Consider the following 25,548-nt stretch of genomic DNA (forward strand, 5'->3'; position numbering starts at 1 on the left):
TGTATTTGATACTTTATGAGAAGAAAGAGGAATTTTAATGAACAAAATTGAAAAACTTAAATTTGAAGAACTAGGACTAAACGAATCTGTACTCCGCGCTATACAAGATTTGAAATTTGAATATCCATCAGATATCCAAGAAAAAGCTATTCCAGTTGTATTAGAAGGCTTTGATATTATAGGTCAGGCTCAAACAGGTACTGGTAAAACATTAGCCTTTGGTGCACCTATTTTAAGCTTGATGGAAAAACCAAATGGAAAAGTTCAAGCAATAATAATGTCTCCAACAAGAGAACTTGCTGTTCAAGTTGCTGAAGAACTTTCACGTATTGCAAAACATGAAAGAGTTAAAATATTGCCAATCTATGGTGGTCAATCTATTGATAGACAAATATCAGCTCTAAAAAGAGGAGTAGATATCGTTGTTGGAACTCCTGGAAGATTACTAGACCATATTAGAAAAGGCACTTTAAAACTCGCCAACGCTAAGTTTCTTGTTTTAGATGAAGCTGACGAAATGTTAAACATGGGCTTTATTGAAGATATCGAAAGTATTATAAGTAATTTAAGTGAAGATAGACAGACTTTACTTTTCTCAGCTACTATGCCAAGAGCTATTAAAATATTGTCTAAAAAATATATGCATGCTGAAACAAAGATTATTGCAATCGAAAAGAAGTCTTTAACCGTTTCTAAGATTAAGCAATATTACTACGAAGTAAATCCAAAAACTAAATTTGAATCATTATGTAGAATTCTTGATGTTGATGCTCCTAAGACTTGTATACTATTCTGTAAAACTAAAAAAGGTGTAGATGAGTTAGTAGACGCATTACAACCAAGAGGCTATACAGTAGAAGGTATGCACGGAGACATGAAACAAAGTCAAAGAATGAACACTCTAAAAAAATTCAAAGATGGTAACTTGAATTACCTAATTGCAACTGATGTAGCTGCAAGAGGAATAGATGTAGAAAATGTTACTCATGTAATAAATTATGATCTACCACAAGATAGTGAATCATATATACATAGAATTGGAAGAACTGGTAGAGCTGGTAAAGAAGGTACAGCTTATAGTCTTATTACAAGACGAGAAGCATCTGCTATAAGACAGATTGAACGTGATACTAAAAGTATAATCACTAAGAAAACTGTACCTACTATAACAGATATATTTGCAGCAAAATCAGAAACTATTTTAGATTCTATAAAATTAGTTTTAGATGAAAATTTATATGAGAACTTTCTTCCACTAGGTAAAGATCTTATAAAAGAATTTGGTGCTGAAGATGTAGCTGCTTCTCTAATCAAAATTATATTTGATAAAGAAGTTAACTATAATTATGCAGATGATTCTGTAACAACAACATTAGTAACAGATAATGTTAGACTATTCCTTTCTATCGGAAGAATGGATGAAGTTATGACTAAAGATATTATATCTTTCTTATGCGAGACAGCTAATATTAATAAAAATGAACTTGGCCGTATTGATATTTTAGATAAATTCTCATTTTTAGATGTACCTTCAAACTTAGTTGATGCTATTCTAAACAATAGTTCAGGTAAGAAGTTAAATAGTAGAAAAGTAAATATTGAGGTTGCTAAATCTAGAAGATAGTTTTGTAAACTGAAAAGAGAGCCCTTTACTTATAAGGGCTCTCTTTTGCTTTGTAAACTTAAAAACTTTTTTCTGTCTTTAATTATTTTATAGCGTATTTTAACATACAATATAAATGGGGTGATAATTATGAGTAAATTTAAAAAATTGCTTTACACACTAATTTTTATCTTATTAATTGAGGTGTTTTTAATATATATAATATCCAGATAACTAATTTTCTAATACTTGGTTTCTATTCTACTATATTCGCTTTATATATCTCTTCAAAAGTGCATAATCTTTGAACAATTCTATTGCTCTTGATATGTCTTGGTGCTAAAATTGTATAAATTGTTGTACTATATTCTGGATTTTCCTCTTCATCCTCAATAGAAAAATCTATAGTCTTAACTTTTATTCCCATCCCATCAAAGTACTGTTCTAATTTTTCTACCATGTTTTTCTTATTACCATATTGAATTTCTATTTTAAGAGTATTACTGTTCTTAAAAAGCTTAGCTTCAAACGTCTTAAAAAATACTAATACTATAAAAACACATATAGTTGCTAGTATAGTTAAAGTGTAATAACCTAGTCCAACTGCGAGCCCAATACATGCCACTGTCCATATACTTGCTGCGGTAGTAAGCCCTTTTACTGATCCCTTCTCATGTATGATAGTCCCTGCCCCTAAAAATCCAACGCCTGTTATAACTTGTGCCCCCAGCCTACCAATATCTGCTTTTAATGCATTTTGGAGTTCTGGATGCTGAATTATCATATTGGTTGCATCTTGAATTGAATATAATTGTATCATTGAGGTAACAGCAGCACCTAAGCATACTAGAATATGTGTTCTAAAACCAGCTGGTCTATTTTTAGCTTCTCTCTCATATCCAATTAAGCCGCCAATTACAACTGCAAGGACAAGCCTTATTGCTACTTCATATGCTAACATGTACATACCTCCAAATTTTTTATCATATTCTATTATAATTAATTAAACGCTAATATATGCATAATTACATATACCATATTTCCTCTTTACTTGTAGAAACACCAATGGCCCCTGCCTTAATACTAGCAATTACATCCTCTTTATCTGAAATTAACCCCCCAGTAATTATTGGAATATTTACTTCTGTACTAATTGTTTTTGTTACTCTTGGCATAATTCCAGGTAATATCTCTACAGCGTCAGGTCTTATGGTTTTAATCGAACTAATGCCACTTTCCAGTGACAATGCATCCAACATAAAAAGTCTTTGTATTGAAAATAAGCCCATTTCCTTAGCTGCTCTAATAAGGCTACTTTTAGTAGTTATAATTCCGTCTGGTTTAATTTTTTCATTGATGTATTTTAAAGCGCAAGCATTTCTTGAAAACCCTTCAATTAAATCCATATGAACATATACACTCTTACCATGAGCTTTTATATGATTAACAATTTCTTGTAAATTAAAGATACTTCCTGTAAGCAAGAAAATAATTTCGCAGGGAGATTTTATGGCCTTTTCTAACTTTTCTAAATTATTTACCGCAGCAATCACTGGGTTTTCTCGAATTTTATTATAAAAATCATTTTCCATATTTCTCACTCCTTGTTTCTTGACTTAATTTAAATACTTCGGCTCAATGCCATTTGACTTTAACCAGCTTCTAACTAACTCATTTATACAATTATCTTCATATTTATACCATTCTTCCGTTTTATTTTCTTTATCCATTAAAACATGTTTAAACTTCTTTATAGGTTCTTTACTATTTAATACCCTATGCAATTCTTGTTTTAAATCTGAATTACTAGTTAGGCTATTTACATATTTTTTCATTGCTCCTATATAAAAATCATCATCTACGATAGGAGTACTTAAATATCTATTAACGGTGTCTTCGCTAATAAGTATAGCTATACTTACAAATTCTTTTAACCAATTATCAAAGGTATCTTCTTTTAAAGTTCCTTTTTCTAAGGCTAGAGTAACTTCTGTGGGAATATATATAACCTCACCTGTATATGTATCTAAAAAACTTTTGCCTAAATTATCATCTTCATTTGAGATTGTTTCTATAAGTGCTTCTATATCAATATCTACTGTATTCAAAATTTTACCTCCTAATTAACATATTTAATAAAAAACCAATAAACCGCTAAGGTTTATTGGTTTTTTATTTACTCATCAAAAGTTGATTCATATTCTTCTAATACTCTTTCAAATTCTTCTTCATCTTCTACTGCAGTATATTCTTCTTTCTCATCCACTATTGTGATTTTATACACAAAAGCATCCTCTTCATCTCCTATAGGCGCTAATAGTGCATATCTATTTTCATCTAATTCAATGATTTCTACTAATTCAAAATCAACCTTTTCTCCATCTTCATCAATCATTGATATAATTTTATTTTCTTCCATAAATATTCTCCTTTCAATCGTATTAAACACATTATACCGTTAATCTAACTAATATGTCTATATGAAAATTAGATTTAACTATATTTTAAACTTAATTATCCTTAAAATATGCTAGTCTATTTTATTTAAAATACCACAATATATATTTATTTGTTATATCCATAAATTCCTCTTACAGAAACTTCCCCTGAAACTATATATTCTAACACCCCTTGTTGATTTTCAATAACTAATTCACCGCTATCGCTTATATCTATTGCCTTAGCTTTTGTTACTTTTCCTCTATTTATCAATTGGATTTCTTTTCCTATAAGTAAGGAATTTTTTCTACAGATCTCCATAGTTTCGGATGCATTTCCGTTTTTTACAAAATCATTATATAGTTCTTCAAAAATATTTAAGACATTGGCAAGCAAAAGCTTCCTATCTATATACTTACCACTCTCTATTTTAAGTGAAGTAGCCACATCTTTTAGCTCCATTGGTAAATCCTTTTCTTCTAAGTTTACATTTATACCAATTCCCATAACTAAATAATTAATATGATCTATTTCTCCACTCATTTCAGTTAATATACCACATATTTTTCTACTATTAAGTACAATATCATTAGGCCACTTAATACTAGTTTTAATGCACATTTTCATGATAGCCTCTTGAACAGCTGCTGCTCCAATTAAGGTTATTAGAGATATGTTTTCTGTGACTATATTGGGTCTAAGTATTATGGACATCCATATGCCCTTATATTTAGGTGATATCCAATCTCGTCCTAGCCGTCCACGTCCTGAGGCTTGTTCTTCACTTATTACAACTGTGCCGTGTTCTTCTCCACTCTCTGCTAATTCTTTAGCTCTAGAGTTTGTTGAACCTAAAGAATCATAGTGAATTATGTTTCTACCTATGTACTGCGTACTTAAAAAGTCTTTAACCTCCTCAAAGGTAAGTATATCTGGTGAGGAAATTATCCTATAACCTTTTCTTGAGATTGCTTCAATTTCATAGCCATCCTCTTTAATTATATTTATATACTTCCATATAGCGGCGCGACTAACCCCTAACTCTTCACTGATTTTTTGACCAGATATAAACTCATTCCCACTTTCCTTAAGTAACTTAAGAATTTTCCCCTTCATAATATCACACCCTTCTTATTTCGTTTTACCAATGCCCGAGTAAGATATTTAAACGATTTTATAACCTTCTATATTCTTCTTGCTTATATCTATATTCACCTTTCAGTGCAAAATCAATATCCTCTAATAGCTGACTTTTATCTCCTGGCAATGTTCCCGCTAAGGCCATATAATTTGAAGCATGATTACTTCTAAAAACACAATCAGTAACTTCCACATTTCGTATAAACTCTCTTGTCTCATACATTATTTCTTTTGGAGTTAATACCTGAAAAATACCCTTTTGTGCATCTTCATATATGGGGGTTCCATTCTCTAACATTAGTGTTAATAATCCTACATAATCTGGGTTTATAGCACTTATAAGCTTCGCAGATTCTACCGCATGCTCTGCTATTTTTGCCTTGCCTCCTATTCCTGAAATCAAGGTAACAGATAACTTTATTCCACTTTCTTTAACCTTTTGCCCTGCCGCAAGCATCTCCTGGTTAGTTACTCCTTTATTTATACTTTTTAATATTTCATTACTCCCAGATTCAACCCCTAGATACACAATGCCAATACCAAACTCTTTAAGTTCTCTAAGTTCATCCAAAGATTTTTTTAAAATATCATTAGGCGTACCGTAAATTCCTACTCTTTCACACTCAGGAAATAATTCTCTTATTTTTAGTAATATAGATTTCAATTTATTAGTTTCAAGAATTAAAGCATCTCCATCTGCAAGGAATACCTTTTTAACTATTCCATAAGTTAATTTAGCCTGCTCTAAATCTCCCATAATATCTTTTAAATCACGAATCCTAAACTTCTTTTCACTGTACATACCACAAAAGCTACACCCATTATGTGAACATCCTATAGTAACTTGTATTATAAGACTATGCGCCTCACTAGGTGGTCTATATACTACACCTTCATATCTCACAATAATCATCTCCAAACTGTTTAAGATTCCCCCCTCTGCCATGGCGAGGGTTCTTTTGTGCTCCATGATATCTTTCATTGAATACTCTATAAGTATAACACAGGTTTTTATATAAAATCAGCCTTTATAGCTGTGTCTTAGTAGTTTTTGAAATTTAAATTTTATTTATTAACCTTACTTCAAAGCTTTTAACTCCTTCTCACACTTCCTTATAAAAGCTTTAATGTTCTCCTTCTCCTCTTTGATTTTGCTCTCACTTAATTCACCCCTACCAAGTCTATCGCACTGTGATAGAAGCGCAATTTCTTTGATGGATACTTCTTGCGACATGCTTTTTACATCTCCAAAAGGTAAATTTTTCATTACAAAGAGAGTTTGCATATGCCACCTAACCAAAGCTGTAACTCGTTTAATAAATTCCTCGTCCTTTGTAAATGCTTCAAGAAACTTCCTACAAAGCTCCGCCCCTACAGTGTCATGGTCATAAGATGTTATTTTTCCTTTTCTAATTTTTGTAGTAGGAGCTTTACCTAGATCATGTAATAATGCACCCCACATAAATGCTATAGGATTTTCACTTAACTCTTTTACCTTTGCTGCATTATCTACAACCATCATTGTGTGAATCCATACATTTCCTTCTGGGTGATGCTGCGGAGATTGCTCAGTATGTATTAAAGAGCTTAATAATGTATATGGATATTCAGTAAATATGCTCTCATTATTTATTATTTTATTAAAATATAAAGAAGGTTTCAAGTCTTCCATTAGATGCATTTCAAATTCGTCAAACATTTTTATCATATATTAATTCCTTTCTTTCTATTATTCATATTTTCTAATCTTCTATTATTATGACAAAAATAGCAGATGTTTATTATCATATTTTAGATAATAAACACCTGCTCCTTTTTTTATGCTATATCTCTATTCGTTATTCTGACTTAGCTCCACCATATTCACTTTTTTTAGTTTCAAAAACACTTTCATTATATGCACTTTCTTCAACAGATTGAATTATTTGATTTTTAGAATGTGGATTTTTTAACTTTGTATCTTTCTTAATATAATCACGCAGATTTTCCTTAGTGGCTTGTTCATGATCCTTCATACAAAAACCTCCTACCAATTATTACTGAGCTTGGTGCTCATTATACTTATCTAACACTTTTTTAAACTCAGCTCCAAGGCCAATGGAGGAGTATTCTGTTTCACCATTCACTACAACTGACCTGTAAGCATAAGCCTCATTCGAATCTTTGGGTCCAACTATCACATATTCATTTCCATCCATCTTAATAGCATCAATCAATTCTAAATCTACTTTCTTGCCATATTCATTTAGTACAGTAATTGTTTCATTAGTTTTCATGTAAATACCTCCTTTCACTTAGACACATTCAATAAGTAACACCTAGGTATGTTACAAATATTTATTTTTATGTGCTTTATTATGTTGTGTCTAAGTGAAAGTTTTATACCAACTTTTTATAATAACACAATACAAAATTTTTCTTGTGTCAAATTTAAAATAAAGTGATAAGTTTTTGATTATTATAAGTAAAGTTATTAGCTTTTTTTATTATTTGAACTTCACCTACAAATCCATCTAACAAAGCTTCATCTCCATCTTTAAGAATACTCATTGCATTTTTAACATTATATATAACTGGTATATTCATTTCTCTAGCAAGAATTCCTAGATGATCAAAGGGAGACCCAGCCTCTACAATAACACCCTTTACATGATTAACTATAGGTTCAAGCTCTCCACAGCGTGTAAATGGCACTACTAATATACAATCCTCCTCTAGATAAGCCGGCATTCCCATTTTAACTTTTGCTTTAACCTTTTTTCTTAAACCTGAAAGACCCTTTAAAATTACAATATGCTCTTTAAAACCACTTTCGCCTTCTTCATTGTTCTCATCTATGCCTTCCACACTTTGAACAACTTCCTTTCCAATAGTAGATGGTGCAAATAACTTTTTCTGATAATTAAAAAGCTGCTTTCTTTCATTTATAATATTGTTAAAAGCACCACTGGTTAATAATCCCTCTTTAATTTCATTAAGAGCAAGAAAATATATATCATCTTTATTTTGTATTTTCTTATTTCTAATTAATATCTTTTCAGCCTCTAATAATGCTAACCGTAAATATGATTTTGCCATACGTTCAAAATAATAATGATGGTCATCTCTTGCTAAGTATGCTTTTTCAGCTAAAATAAGTTTATTTGAAAATTCTTCACCTTTTTCTGTATCTAATGTACTTAATATACTAGACTTAATTTTGTTCTTATTTTTTAAAGAATTCTCTATAGAATCTTTAAAATTTTTAAAATTAAGATTTAGAAATCCTCGTATATGTCCTATTATTTTAGAGGGTTCCTCCATTAATAGTGAACTAAAATAAGCACTGTTAACATCACTATCTAAATAACAAATTCCAAACAGTTCTATATAATCTTCTATTAATTTTTGTAAATTTTTACTTTCAGAAACCTTCTTAAGCCTTGCATATAAAAGCTCATCATAGGGACAAGCTTTAAACATTTCATTTAAAATTGGGTTTGAATTTACCTCACTTGCCATACCAATATAAAATTCTCTTTCTTTATTTAATATACTAACATTAAACACTAGGTCGTAAAAATCATCTACATTAAAATCACTAATTATATTTTTACAGTATTCCATAAAAGTATTTATATAATCACATCCATGAGTAACTGGCCAATGATTTGTTGCTATAAATTCCATGTATTCTACTGATTTTTCTAAAAACACTAATGCTTCACCTTGCGATAACTCTCTTGATATGTAATTATCTAAATCCTTTTTAAGAAGTAATAATTCTGGCAATACAACATCTTGAAATATGTTCTCATATCCATTATGTAGCTCCTCTAACATATTTAGAAATTTTCGCTCTTGCTGCTCTTGATTTACCATTTTTTTATCTCTATAAAAGAAGTAACCATTTTGGACACAATATTCAGTATAAAAATTTTGAAAACCTACAGCATAAAACCCTTCATTTAGAGCCTCACCTTGTATTAAGTTGAGTTCATTAATTAAAGGTTCATAGGGCTCATCACATTCCCTATTCCAAGTATAACTTTCTGCGTCTTCCTTTTGCCACAGCAATTCAAAATCTCTAATTTTAAAGGTTGTAATAGGTCTTGCTTGAAGTATATAAATTTCATTGTGCCTAATAGTCCATTCTATATCTTGATATTTACCAAATATCCCTTCTATTTTTAAAGTGATTTCATATAACCTATTTACTATATCATTTGATGGCGCAAGAAAGTACTCTGGAATTCTTTCCTCAAGCATCTCACCAGTTTTTTTATTAATTTTATAAAAAGCTGAACTTACTTTACCAGTAACATAAGCATCACATAACCCATTTACGGCATTAATGTGGATTATGTCTTTATCCATGTCAATAGTATCCGCTGAAAAGTTAACTCCAGAATAGACTCCTACAACAAATTGCTGAATTATTACACACATTTTTAAGTCCTTAAAGTTTAAATTGTTATTTACAAAATACGCTATAACTTTATCATTAAATAATGAAGCATAACACTTTTTTATAGAAGTTTTAGCTTCCTCATAAGTATTTAAATTTATAAATGAAGAAAACATACCGGCCATACTGTATGCATCATTATCTTCACACAATGCAGAGGATCTTACTGCATATTTTCCTCCAACTTCTTTATTTTGTATATTATTAAAAAATCTAAGGAGGTCTGCCTCCATTTCAAAAGAAAATTCTCCATCTAATATAAAATTATATATCTCCACATTGTAAGCTAAATAATCTTTAGTATTATAATGAAATTTGTTATGCTCAAGAAACTTAATAAAAAACTCCGAAGACAATGCAAATCCATTTGGAACTTGTACCCCACTTTTCATTAACTCCCCTAATACACTTGCTTTGGTACCATATTTCCCTTTGTCATTTAAAGATAAATCAAATAACATTGATAACATAATTAAATCCCCCATTTTGTTTTGTAATGTTTTTACTGTGTAAGTTATTAACTTTTATTGTACATATTTACTTAGAACTTTACAAATAGAAAAAAAGCTTTGAAAACTGGTGTGTATGTATTAACTTCTGCAAATATCATTTTGCATGTTTTTTTAAGGTATATATTTACAATACGGTGTTTTTGCCATATAGTATATTGACTGATTAACAGAATAATAATCTATATCTCAAATGCTCTTAGTTCTACATCTTTTTATACCTCACTAAAAAAAATTCCCCAAACTAAGTCTGAGGAAACATAAAACACACTCTATTAAATTATTAAAATCCTTTAAGGCCTTTGATATGTTCATGATAAATTATATCTAAAAGTCTTTCCTTACTATTTAATTCCGGATTTTCTAATACTTTATCCAAAAGAAATTTAAGCATATCACCTATTTCTTTTCCTGTTTTAATAGAAAATTCTCTCATTAAATCTTCACCGTTTATTGCAAGGTCTTTTATATATAATGGAACTTTAGATTCTAAAATAGCGATTACTTTTTCTTCTACTCTACTAATTTCTTCTAAACGAATTTCAGGATGGTGAGAACCTAGCGCATCTGCCCTTTGCAATGCGAAGAGGTCATGAACTGAATCTACACCAACTCTATTAATAAGACGTTTTACAGAAGCATCTGTTGGCTTTATAAGTACATTCATATGTTCCTTTACTAAAATACAAATTTTACTTATACTTTGATTATCAAATTTAAGTCTCCTAAGTATATTCTTTGATATTATAACACCTTTTTTGTCATGACCATAAAAATGACCTATACCTTCCTTATCCATAGTAAAACAATATGGTTTAGCTATGTCGTGTAATAATCCTGCTACTCTCAAATCGAGCGATTGTGGACATTTTTCCACAACAGCTAAAATGTGTTCAAATATATCTTTATCATGATGAGGATTTTGCTGATTAAATCCTACGGCTATTTCAAGTTCTGGTAGTATAAATTCTAGAAGTTTAGTTTCTTCAAGTGTTCTTAAGGCTTTTGTGGTATTGTTAGTTAGTAGCATTTTACATAGTTCATCTCTAATTCTTTCATTGCTTACATTTAATATAAGGTGAGAATTTGCTTTTATAGCTTCTAATGTGTTTTCCTCTATATGAAAATCTAATGACGCAGCAAAACGAATAGCTCTAAGCATTCTTAGTGCATCTTCTTGAAACCTTTTATTAGGCTCTCCTACTGCTCTAATTATTTTATTTTCTAAATCCACCCTACCACCAAAATAATCAATAAGGCCATGTTCCTCGTTAAAAGCTAGTGCATTTATAGTGAAATCCCTTCTAGCTAAGTCTTCTTTTAAATTTAGAACAAATGTGACACCCTCGGGTCTTCTATTGTCTCGGTATTCACCATCTATTCTGTAAGTTGTAACTTCATATCCCTCACTATTTATCATAACAGTGACAGTTCCGTGTTCTATCCCTGTAGGCACTGTTTTATCAAAGATTCTAATAATCTCTCCAGGCAAGGCATTTGTAGTTATATCATAGTCCTTAGGCATGGTCCTTCCAATTTTACAGTCTCTTACGCTTCCGCCCACTATATAAGACTCATATCCGTTATTTTTCAAACAATCTAAAATCATTTTCACATCTATTGGTATATGCATTTCCATGCTTTTATGAATCATTCCAATCACCCTTTATTTTTTTTACTATAAGGAGCATAAAAATAGTAACAATTAATGCTGCTATTGTATAGACTTAATATTTTTTGGATATTCCTTATCTTAAATATACATTGCTATAGGTATAATTTCAATTATAGGCTCATTAATTTCTATTTGACTCTTATCATAATCTCTAATTAAATTTGTATTCTTTAGAAATCTATTTTTAAATTCTTGAAAATACTCCTCATCTAAATAATCAAAATACGTTCCACTGAGCAAACTATTGCTATTGTCTTCATTTTCCTTTGAGATCCTTACCACTTTACCAAGCACAGTAATTTTAGCACCTTTAATATAATCTAAATTATCCGCCATATATTTTATCTCTAAGGGCACTATAACCTTAGTGTTAGTGCTGCCAATACTACTACTAATAAATTTTAAACATTTTTCTCTTTTGCAGTTTTCCATATCCTCTTTCAGAATTTTTAAAACCTGCATCTTAGCCTTATGCTCCACACTTTCATCACCATTTTCTATATTTTCAGGTGAAAAAGCCAATTGCATTTCCATCACCCTGATTATATCTTCTATATACTCTATAACTGGATTTTTATACAATTCGCCCGTAAATTGAACAAAATCAAATTCTTTTATATTCTTGACATCATTCTCATTATTTATTATTTTTAACATACTTTGATCATTTAATATGTTTTTTACTCTTGATAGTATAGTTATTACAATCGAAATTCTCTCTTCAATTTTCTGCGACGAGAATTCATTGATAAGTTGAACATTTAAATCACCTTGCATTATTTTACCACAAGTAAGTTCATACAGTGGTGTAATTGTACTAATAGTTAATTGCTTTCTAGTAGTTTCACTTTTAATTTCAGCAAACTCTTGTATTACAATAGTATATAAATTGTTTATCAAATCACTATTAAGATATAGTGGTATTAATGCTCTATTGTCCATGCCGCATACGCCCTCCGCAAAAATAGTACTTCTTACCTAGTTTACATTGCACTTTTATGTTTTAGAACGATAGCTTTCAATAAATTTAGTTATTTTTTTAGAAATACTGATTTTATAACTATAGTTTCACCATACTTGTGTCTCAGGCTATCCATAGTTTTGTCTAGTGATCTTTGTTTTTCATCCTGGACATTATTAATATCAAAAATTGATATTTGCTTAAAATTATCCTCGCATAAATTATTAAGAGAAACTCCCAGTAACCTTATTGGTTCTCCCTTCCATAATTCATCAAAAAGGTTTTTAACCATTTCTAGTATTTCCTGCGTTGAATCTGTAGCATTATTTAAAGTCCTACTGCGAGAAGAATCATTAAATTCATTATTTCTTATAGTTACGCAAATACAATAGGAGCACTTTTTTATACTTCTTAATCTAGTTGACGTATGCTCTACCAATTTTAATAATACTTTATAGGCTTCATTTTTAGTTTTAATATCCTCAGATAATGTAGTGGAATTACTTATACCCTTTAACTCATATTTATTCCATTTAACTTCTGAATTATCTATACCATTTGCATATTTCCACATCATGTGCCCGCTGCTTTTAAAGTGATATTTCAAAATTGAAGCATCATACTGAGCTAAATCCCCTATAGTAAATATATTTAAATTATTAAGTCTAGGAACGGTTCTCTTTCCAACCATGAATAGCTCTCCTACTGGCAGTTTCCACAATTTTTTTTCTATCTCCGCTTTATAAAGCGTATGTATTTTATCAGGTTTTTCAAAATCAGATGCCATCTTAGCTAGAAGCTTCACATCTGATATTCCAATATTCACTGTAAATCCTAGTTCTGCCTTTATTCTATCCTTAATTTCACAAGCTAGGAGCCATGCGGCTTCTTTTGAAGTATTATAATTAGTTACATCTAAAAAGCACTCATCTATAGAGAACTTCTCCACATAAGGTGTATAATCACTAAAAATTTCCCTCATACTCCTACTACATCTTTCATATAAACTAAAGTCTGGTGATATAACTACAAGGTCTATACATTTCTTCCTTGCAGTAAATAAGCTTTCTCCTGTTATTATTCCATTTTTTTTAGCTAATATGGATTTTGCGAGTACTACACCTCTTCGTGACTCTTCGTCCCCCCCTATCACAGCGGCTATATCTCTGAGGTCTATATCCTCACCTTGCATAAGTTTATCTGAAGCGCTCCAAGAAAGAAAAGCTGAATTAACATCTATATGAAATATAAGTTTCTCATTAAATTTAATCATGTAATCTCATCCTTTATATAAGGTATATTTTATACATACATATATTATATAGAATCATAGCACAAAAAAGCAACCTATCCTTAATTAAGAATAGGTTGCTTTTTATTATATACCTAAGCAGTTGATTTTTAGATTCAGTTATCCTATTATTGAAGTCCTTCTTCGATAAGTTTTACCATAGCTACTGCTGCGGCTTCTTCATCATCACCAGTAGTCTTTATTGTTATTTCATCATTTTTAACAGCTGCCATACACATTATAGCCACTATACTTTTGGCATTATACTCATTACCATCTTTTACTATAAGCACTTCTGATTTAAACTTAGAAGCCTCTTTAACTACTGATAATGCTGGTCTTGCATGTATTCCTGTTTCACTTTTAACTATTGCTTTTTTTTCCATCATAATATACGCACCCCTATTTCTTTAATTTTATTACTATTACTTCATTATTTTTATCTACAGTCCCTAGTTTAAACTCTACTGATTCCATTATTTCATTATCAGTAAGCACTAGCACAGATAAATTGGATTTAGCCTTAGCTTTTATTAAGTCATTATTAAAAGCTAATAATTTATCTCCAGCCTTAACTTGTTGTGCCTTTTCAACGAAAGCTTCGAATCCTTCACCCTTCATTTCTACTGTATCAATACCTATGTGAAGTAATATTTCTATACCTTCTTTACTCTTTAAAACCATAGCATGTTTTGTAGGGAAGACTTGAAGAATTTCGCCATCAACTGGAGCATATAAAATTCCTTCTGTAGATTCAAAGCCTATTCCATTACCTAACATTTTTGTAGAAAAAACCTCATCTGGTATTTCTGATATGTCAAAACATCTTCCCACAACTGGAGATTTTATAATTATACTATTTTCTTCTTTGTTTTTTTTGAAAAAACCAAACATTTTTATCATCCTCGCCTTCTCTAAGGTAGATAGCAATTAACAATTGTTATCTACCTAAAATTACTTATTATGACATTTTACTTTGAATTTTAACTTATATATAAATATTAGTTTGTGCATTGTTTAGCATTTTAAATACATTTATTAAGAAACTACTAAAGTAGCTTACTCCAGTAAACTGGATTAATATTTACTTTTGAAGTATTGTTAAAAAAAAAGACACAACCTAATAATATGCATAAAAGCATTTTATATGGTTAATGCCTGATCTAATCAGTGACACACCTAATAATATAAACATTATTTTTTAATTTGATTGCTTTAATCTATAGATATGTAATGACATATATCCAATTTCATCTTCACAAACTTCTTTAAAAAGCTTTTTTGATATAAACTTACACACCTTCCTAGAAATTTCAAACTCTTCACTCATTGAAGTTTTAATGGATTCTAACATTACATTTTTTAAAACCTTATCATTCTCTATCCTATCCAGTGCATACCTTAAATGAGACACAAGCCGCACATACTCCATGGATTTTTGATTAGTATTTATCCCAAGTATATCTTGAATATATTCCATTACTTCTTTAATGATTCTAGTATATTTAAGACTTTGAGACACTTCCACATTAACTCTAGCAGAATGTATATGAAGAGTAATAAAACCGATTTCACTTTCTGGGAGCTCTACATTTAATTTTTCCTTAATAAGTTTCGAACCTTTTTCTGCTATGCTATATTCGTTAGGATAAAGCGTCTGTATTTCATTTAAAAAAGGATTAACTATATCAATTTCAAGTTCCATTCTTTTCATTGCAAAACTAATATGGTCAGCCAGCCCAATATGTATACGCGAAATTAACTTTTCTTTTAAAATATCTTCTGCAAGAGAAATTATTTCTTCTGTTACTGCTAGAATTTGACCTTCTACATTCTTAACAATTTCAACATAGTTAGCTTTTTCACTTTCGTCAATTTTAATAAACTTCTGCTCTATGGTACTCTCCTTAGTTATACGTTCACCAGGTTTCTTACCAAAACCTATTCCTTTTCCAAAAAGCACATAGACATTACTGTCTTTTTCAGAAACAACAACATTGCTACTAAGAGATTTTAATACCTTATAATCAATATCCATATTAATATTACCTCTTCTATAGTTTAAAATACATTTTGAAATTATTCAAGCGTTTTTCAAAATATATTATTAAAAGTTTAAATTCCAGTGCATGATTTGTCGTATTTCGTTATCCTAATGATTTAAAATACCATTTTTTTCTTTAAATTACCATATTGTTTTTTTTAGTGTTGTATAATATAACACATTTATTACGAAAAAGGAACTTTTACACCTATAAGCTATTTCACACTTAATCATATAAATCCACCAATATTTACTATAATACAAATAAAACCCTGATTTTTATCAGGATTTTATAATGTGGTCTTTCATCACCATAAGATAATACTCACACTGAAATTCATTATTAAAAGTTCTCTCGAGTTCTTTTAGTTTTTCTGTTTCTCCTTGTGATAAATTAGCATAAGCTATATTGTTAGAATCTTTTAAGTACTCTTTATCCATTAAAATCACCTCATAATTATTTTACCCTTAAAACTTATTCTTATGTAAAATTATTACGCCATGAAGCTAATTATAAGGGAGCACCCTAAATTACTTAGAGCGTCCCCTCAAATTTTTAAGCCATAAACATTTTTATATCCTCTTCTACAGTTCCTATTCCAGCTATTCCAAAGTTTTCAACTAAAACATTAACAACGTTTGGGGATAAAAATGCAGGTAATGTTGGTCCTAAGTGAATATTTTTAACGCCTAGGTGTAATAATGCTAGTAAAACTATTACAGCCTTTTGCTCATACCATGCAATATTGTATGTTATTGGTAATTCATTGATATCAGCCAGTCCAAATACTTCTTGAAGTTTCATTGCTATAACAACTAATGAATAAGAGTCATTACATTGCCCTGCATCTAGAACTCTAGGTATTCCACCAATATCTCCAAGTTCTAATTTATTGTATCTATATTTTGCACATCCTGCAGTTAAAATAACTGTATCATTTGGTAATTCTTTTGCAAATTCAGTGTAGTATTCGCGACCTTTCATTCTTCCATCACAGCCAGCCATTACAAAGAATCTTTTGATTGCTCCTGTTTTAACTGCGTCTACAACTTTATCAGCAAGTGCTAATACTTGATTATGAGCAAAGCCTCCAACTATTTCTCCTCTTTCAATTTCAATCGGAGCGCTACATTTTTTAGCATGTTCAATTATTGCTGAGAAATCTTTTGCATTTCCGTCTTTTCTATCAGGTATATGCTTCATACCATCAAATCCAGATGCTCCTGTAGTATAAACTCTATCCTTATAAGAATCTTTTGGAGGAGTAATACAGTTTGTTGTCATGAGTATTGGTCCATTAAAACTTTCAAACTCTGAATCCTGTTTCCACCATGCGTTTCCGTAATTACCTACAAGATGACTATATTTTTTGAAAGCTGGGTAATAGTTTGCTGGTAACATTTCACTATGAGTATATACATCTACTCCTGTGCCCTCTGTTTGCATTAATAGCTCTTCCATATCTTTTAGATCATGTCCACTAATTAATATAGCAGGGTTATTTCGAGTTCCGATATTCACCTTTGAAATTTCAGGATTACCATAAGTAGTAGTGTTAGCATTATCCAATAGTGCCATAGCATCTACTCCATACTTACCACACTCTAGTACTAATGCCACCAATTCATCAACAGATAAATTATCATTAGTTGTTTGTGCCAAGCCCTTTTGCATATAAGCATATATGTCGTTATTCTCATATCCTAAATTAAATCCATGTTCAGTATAAGCTGCTATTCCTTTAATACCATAAATTACGAGTTCTCTTAGTGATCTTACATCTTCATTTTCTGTTTTAAGTACTCCCACATTCATAGATTTACTCTCAAACTCTGAAGTATTGCCTGTCCATGTTGCACATTCAGGCAAATTGCCATCTATTACTCCACCAGCATTTAATAGTTCACCCTTAATTACTTCACGTAATTCTAATGCTTTTATTATTGTTTCTATAAACCTAGTTTTATCAAAGTTTGCATTTGTTATAGTCATAAATAACCCATTTGCTACAAATTTATTTACTTCTTCGTTTTCTACCCCTAGTTCTCTTGCTCTTGTAGAGTAAATTGAAATTCCTTTTAGAACATAAATTAATAAATCCTGCATATTAGCTAGATCATCTGTTTTACCACAAACTCCTCGTGATGTACAACCCGTTCCCTTTGAAGCTTCTTGACATTGATAACAAAACATACCCATTTTAAATTCCTCCTATTATTTTTCTGGAATGACAACAATTTTGTATAATCGTCTTCCATATATTTTTTATTTATTGTTTTGAATAATTATGTAGATATAAACAATTTGATACTTGTTTTTGAACTATCTTCAGTATACTTTTATACAGCTATAAAGTCGGTAACATATGTTACAAAATGATAAAAAATATAAAACATAATTGAAGCTAGCTCTCCATCAAGCCTTTTCGTTGAAAATTTTGTATTAATATGGTATTATTGTTATGTAAAAATAATAGGAATAGGAGTAAATATTGTGAAAAATCTTAACATTAATAAACTAGTAAAAGCCAGCCTTTTTCTTGCCCTAGCTATCGTTTTTCAGGTAATAGGAAAAACTGCACCTCAAATAAGCCAAATTTTTGTTGGACCAACTATTAATGCAATACTTATTCTCACATCTGCAATTTGCGGAGGTGTTTATGGAATACTCGTTGGTTCCCTAACTCCACTTTTAGCTTGGTTAACTGGACAACTTCCTAGTGCCTTTGGGCCTTTCATCCCCTTTATAATTATTGGTAACATTCTATTTGTTCTTACTTTTATAATTGTAAGTAAACGGGGCAAATATGGAAAATACCTAGGAATTATAATTGGTGCCTTTATAAAATATATATTTTTATCAGTTTCTGCATCTAAGCTTATACCATTATTGAAGCTAGATATACCTACAAAAATAGCGAATAAACTAGTAATTGCCATGGGAATTCCTCAGCTTTTAACTGCACTCATCGGCGGAGCTTTTGCATTAATACTAATTGAAATTTTAAAAAAGAGAAAAGTTTTCATATAGGCTGTTATTCTTTTGCTTATTCTTTTGCTTAAGGGGACGGTTAACAACTAATTGATATTATTCAATTAGTTGTTAACCGTCCCCACTATCTTAGCTACTCTATCTTAGCTACTCTAAATTAACTCCATCTTAACATTTCGTAATATTTCTTAAAATAATGTTCAAAATCATAAAACAATTAACATAAATCGTCAAAAACTTAACACTAACTTAACATTGCTATGATAAAATTTCATAGGAAACATGAGAAATATTCTTTTTAAAAGGAGAGCTAATATGGATTATAAAATGATTTTTCAACTTTTAGGTGGTTTAGGACTATTTGTCTACGGTATGAAGCTTATGGGGGATGGTCTCCAGAAGGCTGCAGGAGAAAAACTAAAAAGGATGCTAGAAATTTTAACTAGCAATAAGTTTTTTGCCGTACTTGTCGGTGCAGGTGTTACTGCTATTATTCAAAGTAGTAGCGCAACTACAGTAATGACTGTAGGTTTTGTAAATGCAGGGCTTATGAATTTATTCCAAGCTGCTGGGGTTATTATGGGAGCAAACATTGGTACTACAATGACCGCTCAACTTATAGCCTTTAAACTTACAGATATAGCACCCTTTATTCTTGCGATAGGTGCTGTTTTAGTTATGTTTTGCAAGAAGAAAAAAACTAGAGACATTGGTGAAATTGTTTTAGGTTTTGGTATATTATTTGTAGGTATGTCTATGATGGAAATTTCTATGAGGCCTTTAAGCGAACTAGATAGCTTTAAAAACCTTATTTTAGTGCTCGGAAAATATCCACTCATGGGGGTTCTTGTTGGTCTTGGTATGACTGCAACAGTTCAAAGTAGTAGTGCTACTATTGGAATATTAATGGCACTTGCTGCAAATAGTAGTATCTCACTTGGCGTTGCACTTCCTATACTTTTTGGTGATAATATCGGAACTTGTGCTACTGCCCTACTAGCAAGCATTGGAACTACTAAGAATGCTAAAAGAGCTGCACTTATACATTTGATTTTCAACGTCACTGGCACAATAATGTTTATGCTAGCTTTCAAACCGGTGTTGAAACTTGTTCCAATGTTTGGTGGAGATATTCAAAGACAAATTGCTAATGCACACACATTATTCAATTTAACAAATGTATTTATTCAAATTTGGTTTATAGGTACTTTAGTTAAAATTGTGAATAAATTAGTACCTGGCGAGGATAAAAAATCATCTGCTCTTGTACTAGAATACTTAGATGTCAGACTACTTGAAACTCCTGCTATTGCAGTTGGACAAGTTATTAAAGAGGTTTCTAGAATGGGAAAACTTGCCTCTGAAAATCTTTCTACTGCCATGCAAGCATTCTTGAATTCTGATGAAAATTTAATTAACTCAGTTATTGAGCATGAGGTTACCATAAATTATCTTGAAAGAGAAATAACTGGTTATATGGTGTCACTTTCAAATACACCCCTATCAGAACATCAATCCGAGATCATTACTTCCTTATATCATGTAGTAAATGATATAGAGAGAATTGGGGATCATGCTGATAACTTAAGTGAGCTTGCTAGATTAAAGCTAGATAATAAACTCACTTTTTCAGAAAAAGCAATATCTGATGTTACATATATGTTTGAAACTGTAAAGTACTGCGTGGATAATGCCATAGTAGCTTTAGAAAATTCTGACTTAGAAGCTGCTCGAAAAGCCATGGATGTAGAGGAAAATATAGACGACATGGAAAAACAACTTAAAAATGATCATATAACTAGATTAAATAATTTTGAATGTACGCCAGCTGGTGGCTCTGTTTATCTAGAGCTCTTAACAAATCTTGAAAGAGTTGGAGACCATTCAAACAACATTGCACAAATGGTGGTTAATTCTAAATAAATTTAGAACAAAAAAAGATTAAGGAGTAGTATACAACTACTCCTTAATCTTTTTTTGTATTTGCTTTATCAGTTCTTTTATTTATTAAGTACTATCATTGCTTGCTCGCCAACAGTATTTGTTTATTCCTACATATATTATTTAATTCTTCTTCTATTATATTTTGTACATATTCCCCTAAATCTTGTTGCTCCTCTTTACTTAATGAATTAAGATAAATAGGTTTATGTATAACCATATTAATTTTGTTTCCCATTACTTTTCTGCCTACTTCCAAAACATTATAAGTTCCATCTATTGTTATTGGTACTATGCAGGCTCTAGACCTTGTTGCAAGTTTCATACTCCCTTTTTTAAAGGAGTTCATTTTTGATTTTAGACTTCTTGTACCTTCCGGAAAAATCATCATTGAATATCCGGTGTTTATCTTTTCCACACCTTCTTGAATAGTTTTAATTGATTCTCTAGGACTTTGCCTATTTATATAAATTGATCCTATTGATTTTAACCAACTACTAATCAATGGTATCTTTTTTATTTCTTTTTTAGCCACAAACCCAAAAGGCTTATCAATGTAAGCTAGCAATGCAAACCCATCAAAAATGGCTTGATGATTTGCTATAAAAACGCAATTTTCCACCGGTATATTTTCAGTACCACTAACTTTAATACTAGTCTTAGTTACCCTCAAAACATATTTTGCAATGCGCTGTGCTGCTCTATAGGCAAGTATTTCAGATTCTTTAGGTGATTTTTTTTGTATGTATTTTATTTTAATTAAGCTAAAAGATGAAATACTCAAATATATTGAAAAATAGAAATACCATAATAATTTTATCATAAATTCCCCCCAAGGTAATTTCTCCTTCTGTATTTTATCAAACATCGTAAAAAATTGATATAATTTTGTAATAATTTATACTCAACTGTGTATTTTCTCCCCCATTTGCGTTACATTTCTGTTACATTTTTCTTAAAACATTGACAAAAACTAGATAAAGTATATGCTTATAGTATAGATTAAGGTTTTTTATCCTTAAAGGAGGCAACAATTATGATACTTACAAAATGGTATGAAAAAAGAAAAAAAGAAAAACAAAGAAAATTAAGAATTCAAACTGCAAAAAAAATACTTATTGGAACTGCAGCAGGAAGTGTCAGTGGATTACTCGGCGGTTTACTTTTCTCTCCTAAATCTGGTAAAGAAAATAGAGAAAATATTGTTAACACATCAAAAGAACTTACAAATAATATCAAAGAAAAAACTATAGAGCTTAAAGAAAATATTAACGATAAAGTATCTGATGCTAAAGATAATGTTACTGATGCTAAAGTTAAAATCAAACAAAAGAGTGTGGATTTAAAAGAAGCTATAAACAATAAAGTTTCTGATGCTAAAGATAATGTAATAGAAGCTAAAGTTAAAGTTTCTCAATATTTAAATGATAAAAAAGCTTCAAAAGTAATTTCTGAAACAGTGGATGCTATAGCTGAAACTGCCGATGAAGAACTCGATTCAATTTTAGGACAAACTGATCTAGTTGAAAAAGACACTAAAAAATAACCAAAATTTAAAAGAATAGTGGTGCTATAAATGTATATAAACTTTTTCAAATTAGGACAAGGCATATTAATTTTTCTTGGTATAGTTATTTTAATTATACTGATAGTAGGACTTCTAAAACTCATTAAAACTATATCAACTGTAAATTCAATCATCAAAAAGAATGAAGATAGTATTGATGAAATATTAGATTTCTTACCAAAAACCTTTAAAAACTTGTATGAAGTAACGGACAATATAAAAGATGTTACTGAAGTAGTAGTGCAGACAACTGCCACTGCACTTGGAGCAACAGAATCTGTTGAAAGATATTTAGTTTATATAGTAGATATTTTAACTATTATCAAAAAGATATTTTCAAATAAAAAGTAGGAGATTTACTCCTACTTTTTTTCTGTTTATTTCTCTTTATATTTCAATAACTTAAGTCGCTCTTTAATTTTTTTCTCATATCCATTTTCAAAGGCTTCATAATATACTGTACCAATTAATTCGTCAGGCAAATATTGCTGTTTCACATAATTTCCTTCATAGTCATGAGGGTATAAGTATCCAACCCCATGCCCTAATTTCTTTGCCCCACTATAGCTTTGATCCCTTAAATGAGCAGGTACACTCCCTATGTTTTTTTCTTCTACATCTTTAAGTGCACTATTAATAGCCATATAAGATGCATTGCTCTTAGGCGCGCAGGCAATATAAATTGCAGCTTGTGCTAAAATAATTCTAGCTTCTGGCATCCCTACAAACAAAACGGCCTGAGCTGCATTATTTGCTACCAGGAGTGCAATAGGATCTGCATTTCCCACATCCTCTGCTGCTGCTATTACAATTCTCCTAGCAATGAATTTAGGGTCTTCTCCAGCATATATCATTCTAGACATATAATGAATCGCAGCATCAGGATCTGACCCTCTCATACTTTTAATAAAAGCAGAAATTACATCGTAATGTTCGTCTCTATTTTTATCATATTTTATATGTTTTTTTTGGAGACATTCCACCACAACCTCTAATGTTATGTTTATTCTGCCTTGCTCATCTCTATCTGTAGTAAGTACTGACAATTCTAAGGCATTAAGTGCACGCCTAGCATCTCCATTTGCCATATTTGCAAGATAACTTATAGCAACACTCTCCATGCAAATATTAGTATTTCCAAAGCCTGCTTCTTTGTCTTCTAGTGCACGTGCAATAATCTTTTGTATATGTTTTTCTTCTAATGGTTCCAATTTAAATAGCATAGACCTAGAAATTAATGCGTTATTAACTTCAAAATAAGGATTTTCTGTGGTTGCCCCTATTAATACTATTGTACCCTTTTCTACAAAAGGCAACAATGCATCCTGTTGAGCTTTATTAAATCTATGAATTTCATCTATAAATAAGATAGTTTTAATATCATACATTCCTAAATCATTTTTTGCCTGTGCCACCACTTCTCTTAATTCTTTTAGCCCATCTGTAACTGCATTAAGCCTAACAAAATTAGATTTTGTTGTATTTGCAATAACTTTAGCCAAGCTAGTTTTGCCTGTACCTGGTGGACCATATAGTATTAAAGAAGTTATTTTATCAGCTTTAATTGCTCTCCATAAAAGCTTTCCCTTACCTAAAATATGCTCTTGCCCTACGTAATCTTCTAATTTTTCCGGTTTTAATCTTTCCGCAAGTGGTGCATCTTTTCGTAAGTTTTTTTCCGCTTGTAATTCAAATATATCCATATAATCACCTCTTAGGAACAATCAAATAAATAACAAGTCCATATGTTAAACTATTGACTTGTTATTTATTTTCATTAGTCTAAATCCTTCATTTCATTTCCTAACTACTATATACTCATAAAACTATTATTTTAGTGATTTCTGCTTTAGTTTTTCTGTCATCTCATGTAGTTTGACTATTCCAGCTTCTCTTGATCTCTTATTTTCATCTTCAATTGTCTTTGTTTCTTCGATTCCTTGCATAATCGTATTCCAAGTTTTCTCTAGAGTTTCAATTTTTACACTGGTGCCTCCAGCGAGTTTTGCTATATCTACACTTTGACTTCTTATATTTTCAGCATTTTTCATTAATAGCTCATTAGTAGTTCTATCCAGCTCTGCTAGTGAATCCGCTACTAATTTTTGTTTCTTTAGTGCTATAGCTTGAATTATACCATTTTTAAATACAGGTATAGTTATTATAAAAGCAGAATGAACTTTTGATATCAACTTGTAATTTCCCCTTTGGATCATCTTAATTTGAGGAGCTGTTTGTAATGATACCATCTTAGCCATTTCCAAATCATATATTCTCTGTTTTAACATTTCAAGCGTAGCTTTAAAATTTTCATAATTAATAATATTTATTTGTTCTCCATTATTTGCTAGAGACTCAAGTTTAGGAAGATCTCCACTCTCACTTTTTTCAACAATCATATTCCCTGCAGCAATGTATTTTTCTAATTCTCCATAATACTCAAAATTTTGATTATATAAGTTTTCGAGCATTAAATTAGAATTGTTTATTTCCACCTTATATCCACTAAGTTGTGTATATATTTTATCTATTTCTCCACCAATAGTTTTATACTTGCCCATCATTTTATCTATAGCCTTAGCTGGTTTACTAAACAACTTTCCAAGGAAACTACTTTTACTTTCTTCAAAATCTTGTTTATCAAACTTTTTCATTATACTTGTAAGTTCCTTTATCATAACACCTGAATCTTCAACACTGCTAGTTTTAATAGAATTTAATATTTGATCTGCAAATTTGGATATTTGCTGAGCTGGTTCATTTCCAAATTCTAATATGGCATTTGCATCTTTAATATTTAAATTCGATGCAATTTGCATCACTTGTGGTGATACCTTAAGCTGATTATTTATGCTAATAGCCTTTTTTTCTATATCAGCATTTTCAATGTCCTCGTCTTTGATTATAAGCACTCCATTATTATTTTCCATGTTTCTCAC

General features: G+C 30.5%; 26 protein-coding genes. 5 read left to right on the top strand and 21 right to left on the bottom strand.

The window, feature by feature from the left end; all coding sequences use genetic code 11:
• The first annotated feature begins 46 nt into the window (after window positions 1-46).
• Window positions 47-1,624, top strand: a complete 1,578-nt coding sequence (locus KPL50_RS22935; RefSeq protein WP_216300886.1) for a DEAD/DEAH box helicase — start codon at window positions 47-49, stop codon at window positions 1,622-1,624.
• Between the two features lie 235 nt (window positions 1,625-1,859).
• Here KPL50_RS22935 and KPL50_RS22940 read toward each other — a convergent pair whose 3' ends face one another.
• From KPL50_RS22940 to hcp, 18 genes are all read right to left on the bottom strand, one after another.
• A complete protein-coding gene (locus KPL50_RS22940) occupies window positions 1,860-2,564 on the bottom strand; it encodes an MgtC/SapB family protein (RefSeq protein WP_216300857.1) in 705 nt (234 codons plus the stop codon).
• 64 nt (window positions 2,565-2,628) lie between these two features.
• A complete protein-coding gene (locus tag KPL50_RS22945; protein WP_216300858.1) occupies window positions 2,629-3,195 on the bottom strand; it encodes a glycerol-3-phosphate responsive antiterminator in 567 nt (188 codons plus the stop codon).
• 24 nt (window positions 3,196-3,219) lie between these two features.
• The gene (locus tag KPL50_RS22950) at window positions 3,220-3,711 is read right to left on the bottom strand and encodes a UPF0158 family protein (protein WP_216300859.1); all 492 of its coding nucleotides are present in this window, start codon (window positions 3,709-3,711) and stop codon (window positions 3,220-3,222) included.
• 68 nt (window positions 3,712-3,779) lie between these two features.
• Window positions 3,780-4,022 carry a DUF1292 domain-containing protein gene (locus KPL50_RS22955; RefSeq protein ID WP_216300860.1) on the bottom strand — a complete coding sequence of 81 codons (243 nt, stop codon included), beginning with the start codon at window positions 4,020-4,022 and terminating at the stop codon, window positions 3,780-3,782.
• A 146-nt stretch (window positions 4,023-4,168) separates the two neighbouring features.
• The gene (locus tag KPL50_RS22960) at window positions 4,169-5,158 is read right to left on the bottom strand and encodes a biotin--[acetyl-CoA-carboxylase] ligase (protein WP_216300861.1); all 990 of its coding nucleotides are present in this window, start codon (window positions 5,156-5,158) and stop codon (window positions 4,169-4,171) included.
• 58 nt (window positions 5,159-5,216) lie between these two features.
• A complete protein-coding gene (locus tag KPL50_RS22965) occupies window positions 5,217-6,086 on the bottom strand; it encodes a radical SAM protein (RefSeq protein ID WP_216300887.1) in 870 nt (289 codons plus the stop codon).
• A 174-nt stretch (window positions 6,087-6,260) separates the two neighbouring features.
• Window positions 6,261-6,890 (bottom strand): HD domain-containing protein, encoded by a 630-nt coding sequence (locus tag KPL50_RS22970; protein ID WP_216300862.1) that lies wholly within the window; start codon window positions 6,888-6,890, stop codon window positions 6,261-6,263.
• A gap of 130 nt (window positions 6,891-7,020) precedes the next feature.
• Entirely contained in the window at window positions 7,021-7,197 is a 177-nt protein-coding gene (locus KPL50_RS22975; RefSeq protein WP_216300863.1) for a hypothetical protein, read from the bottom strand.
• Between the two features lie 21 nt (window positions 7,198-7,218).
• Window positions 7,219-7,458 carry a DUF1292 domain-containing protein gene (locus KPL50_RS22980; RefSeq protein WP_216300864.1) on the bottom strand — a complete coding sequence of 80 codons (240 nt, stop codon included), beginning with the start codon at window positions 7,456-7,458 and terminating at the stop codon, window positions 7,219-7,221.
• 154 nt (window positions 7,459-7,612) lie between these two features.
• The gene (locus KPL50_RS22985) at window positions 7,613-10,099 is read right to left on the bottom strand and encodes a PEP/pyruvate-binding domain-containing protein (RefSeq protein WP_216300865.1); all 2,487 of its coding nucleotides are present in this window, start codon (window positions 10,097-10,099) and stop codon (window positions 7,613-7,615) included.
• 322 nt (window positions 10,100-10,421) lie between these two features.
• The gene (locus KPL50_RS22990; protein ID WP_216300866.1) at window positions 10,422-11,792 is read right to left on the bottom strand and encodes a CCA tRNA nucleotidyltransferase; all 1,371 of its coding nucleotides are present in this window, start codon (window positions 11,790-11,792) and stop codon (window positions 10,422-10,424) included.
• A 99-nt stretch (window positions 11,793-11,891) separates the two neighbouring features.
• On the bottom strand, window positions 11,892-12,755 hold the full coding sequence (locus KPL50_RS22995; protein ID WP_216300867.1) for a hypothetical protein: 864 nt from the start codon (window positions 12,753-12,755) through the stop codon (window positions 11,892-11,894).
• A gap of 89 nt (window positions 12,756-12,844) precedes the next feature.
• Window positions 12,845-14,047, bottom strand: coding sequence for a DNA polymerase IV (locus KPL50_RS23000; RefSeq protein WP_216300868.1), 1,203 nt, complete (start codon window positions 14,045-14,047; stop codon window positions 12,845-12,847).
• Window positions 14,048-14,193: 146 nt separating this feature from the next.
• Complete coding sequence (locus KPL50_RS23005) at window positions 14,194-14,454, bottom strand: HPr family phosphocarrier protein (protein ID WP_216300869.1); 261 nt, start codon at window positions 14,452-14,454, stop codon at window positions 14,194-14,196.
• A 13-nt stretch (window positions 14,455-14,467) separates the two neighbouring features.
• Window positions 14,468-14,968: a PTS glucose transporter subunit IIA gene (locus KPL50_RS23010; RefSeq protein ID WP_253200775.1), complete on the bottom strand. Its 501-nt coding sequence runs from the start codon at window positions 14,966-14,968 to the stop codon at window positions 14,468-14,470.
• Window positions 14,969-15,266: 298 nt separating this feature from the next.
• A complete protein-coding gene (locus KPL50_RS23015) occupies window positions 15,267-16,103 on the bottom strand; it encodes a PRD domain-containing protein (RefSeq protein WP_216300870.1) in 837 nt (278 codons plus the stop codon).
• A gap of 288 nt (window positions 16,104-16,391) precedes the next feature.
• Window positions 16,392-16,550, bottom strand: a complete 159-nt coding sequence (locus KPL50_RS23020) for a polynucleotide phosphorylase (RefSeq protein ID WP_216300871.1) — start codon at window positions 16,548-16,550, stop codon at window positions 16,392-16,394.
• 115 nt (window positions 16,551-16,665) lie between these two features.
• Window positions 16,666-18,309: a hydroxylamine reductase gene (gene hcp / locus KPL50_RS23025; protein ID WP_216300872.1), complete on the bottom strand. Its 1,644-nt coding sequence runs from the start codon at window positions 18,307-18,309 to the stop codon at window positions 16,666-16,668.
• A gap of 294 nt (window positions 18,310-18,603) precedes the next feature.
• On the opposite strand from hcp, the gene KPL50_RS23030 reads away from it, so the two are divergent.
• Window positions 18,604-19,140 carry an ECF transporter S component gene (locus tag KPL50_RS23030; RefSeq protein WP_309245209.1) on the top strand — a complete coding sequence of 179 codons (537 nt, stop codon included), beginning with the start codon at window positions 18,604-18,606 and terminating at the stop codon, window positions 19,138-19,140.
• A 276-nt stretch (window positions 19,141-19,416) separates the two neighbouring features.
• Window positions 19,417-21,024, top strand: a complete 1,608-nt coding sequence (locus KPL50_RS23035; RefSeq protein WP_216300873.1) for a Na/Pi cotransporter family protein — start codon at window positions 19,417-19,419, stop codon at window positions 21,022-21,024.
• A gap of 94 nt (window positions 21,025-21,118) precedes the next feature.
• Here the strand turns inward: KPL50_RS23035 and KPL50_RS23040 are convergent, their stop codons facing one another.
• Entirely contained in the window at window positions 21,119-21,865 is a 747-nt protein-coding gene (locus KPL50_RS23040; RefSeq protein WP_216300874.1) for a 1-acyl-sn-glycerol-3-phosphate acyltransferase, read from the bottom strand.
• A gap of 213 nt (window positions 21,866-22,078) precedes the next feature.
• On the opposite strand from KPL50_RS23040, the gene KPL50_RS23045 reads away from it, so the two are divergent.
• Together KPL50_RS23045 and KPL50_RS23050 are read left to right on the top strand one after the other, a co-directional pair.
• Window positions 22,079-22,588: a YtxH domain-containing protein gene (locus tag KPL50_RS23045; protein WP_216300875.1), complete on the top strand. Its 510-nt coding sequence runs from the start codon at window positions 22,079-22,081 to the stop codon at window positions 22,586-22,588.
• 30 nt (window positions 22,589-22,618) lie between these two features.
• Window positions 22,619-22,960 carry a hypothetical protein gene (locus KPL50_RS23050; protein WP_216300876.1) on the top strand — a complete coding sequence of 114 codons (342 nt, stop codon included), beginning with the start codon at window positions 22,619-22,621 and terminating at the stop codon, window positions 22,958-22,960.
• A gap of 26 nt (window positions 22,961-22,986) precedes the next feature.
• Here the strand turns inward: KPL50_RS23050 and KPL50_RS23055 are convergent, their stop codons facing one another.
• Together KPL50_RS23055 and KPL50_RS23060 are read right to left on the bottom strand one after the other, a co-directional pair.
• On the bottom strand, window positions 22,987-24,312 hold the full coding sequence (locus KPL50_RS23055; RefSeq protein WP_216300877.1) for a replication-associated recombination protein A: 1,326 nt from the start codon (window positions 24,310-24,312) through the stop codon (window positions 22,987-22,989).
• Between the two features lie 126 nt (window positions 24,313-24,438).
• A complete protein-coding gene (locus KPL50_RS23060; protein WP_216300878.1) occupies window positions 24,439-25,539 on the bottom strand; it encodes a toxic anion resistance protein in 1,101 nt (366 codons plus the stop codon).
• Between the last annotated feature and the right edge of the window lie 9 nt (window positions 25,540-25,548).

Source organism: Clostridium sp. CF012, assembly GCF_018861755.1.
In the GTDB taxonomy this organism is placed as follows: Bacteria; Bacillota; Clostridia; order Clostridiales; family Clostridiaceae; genus Clostridium_AD.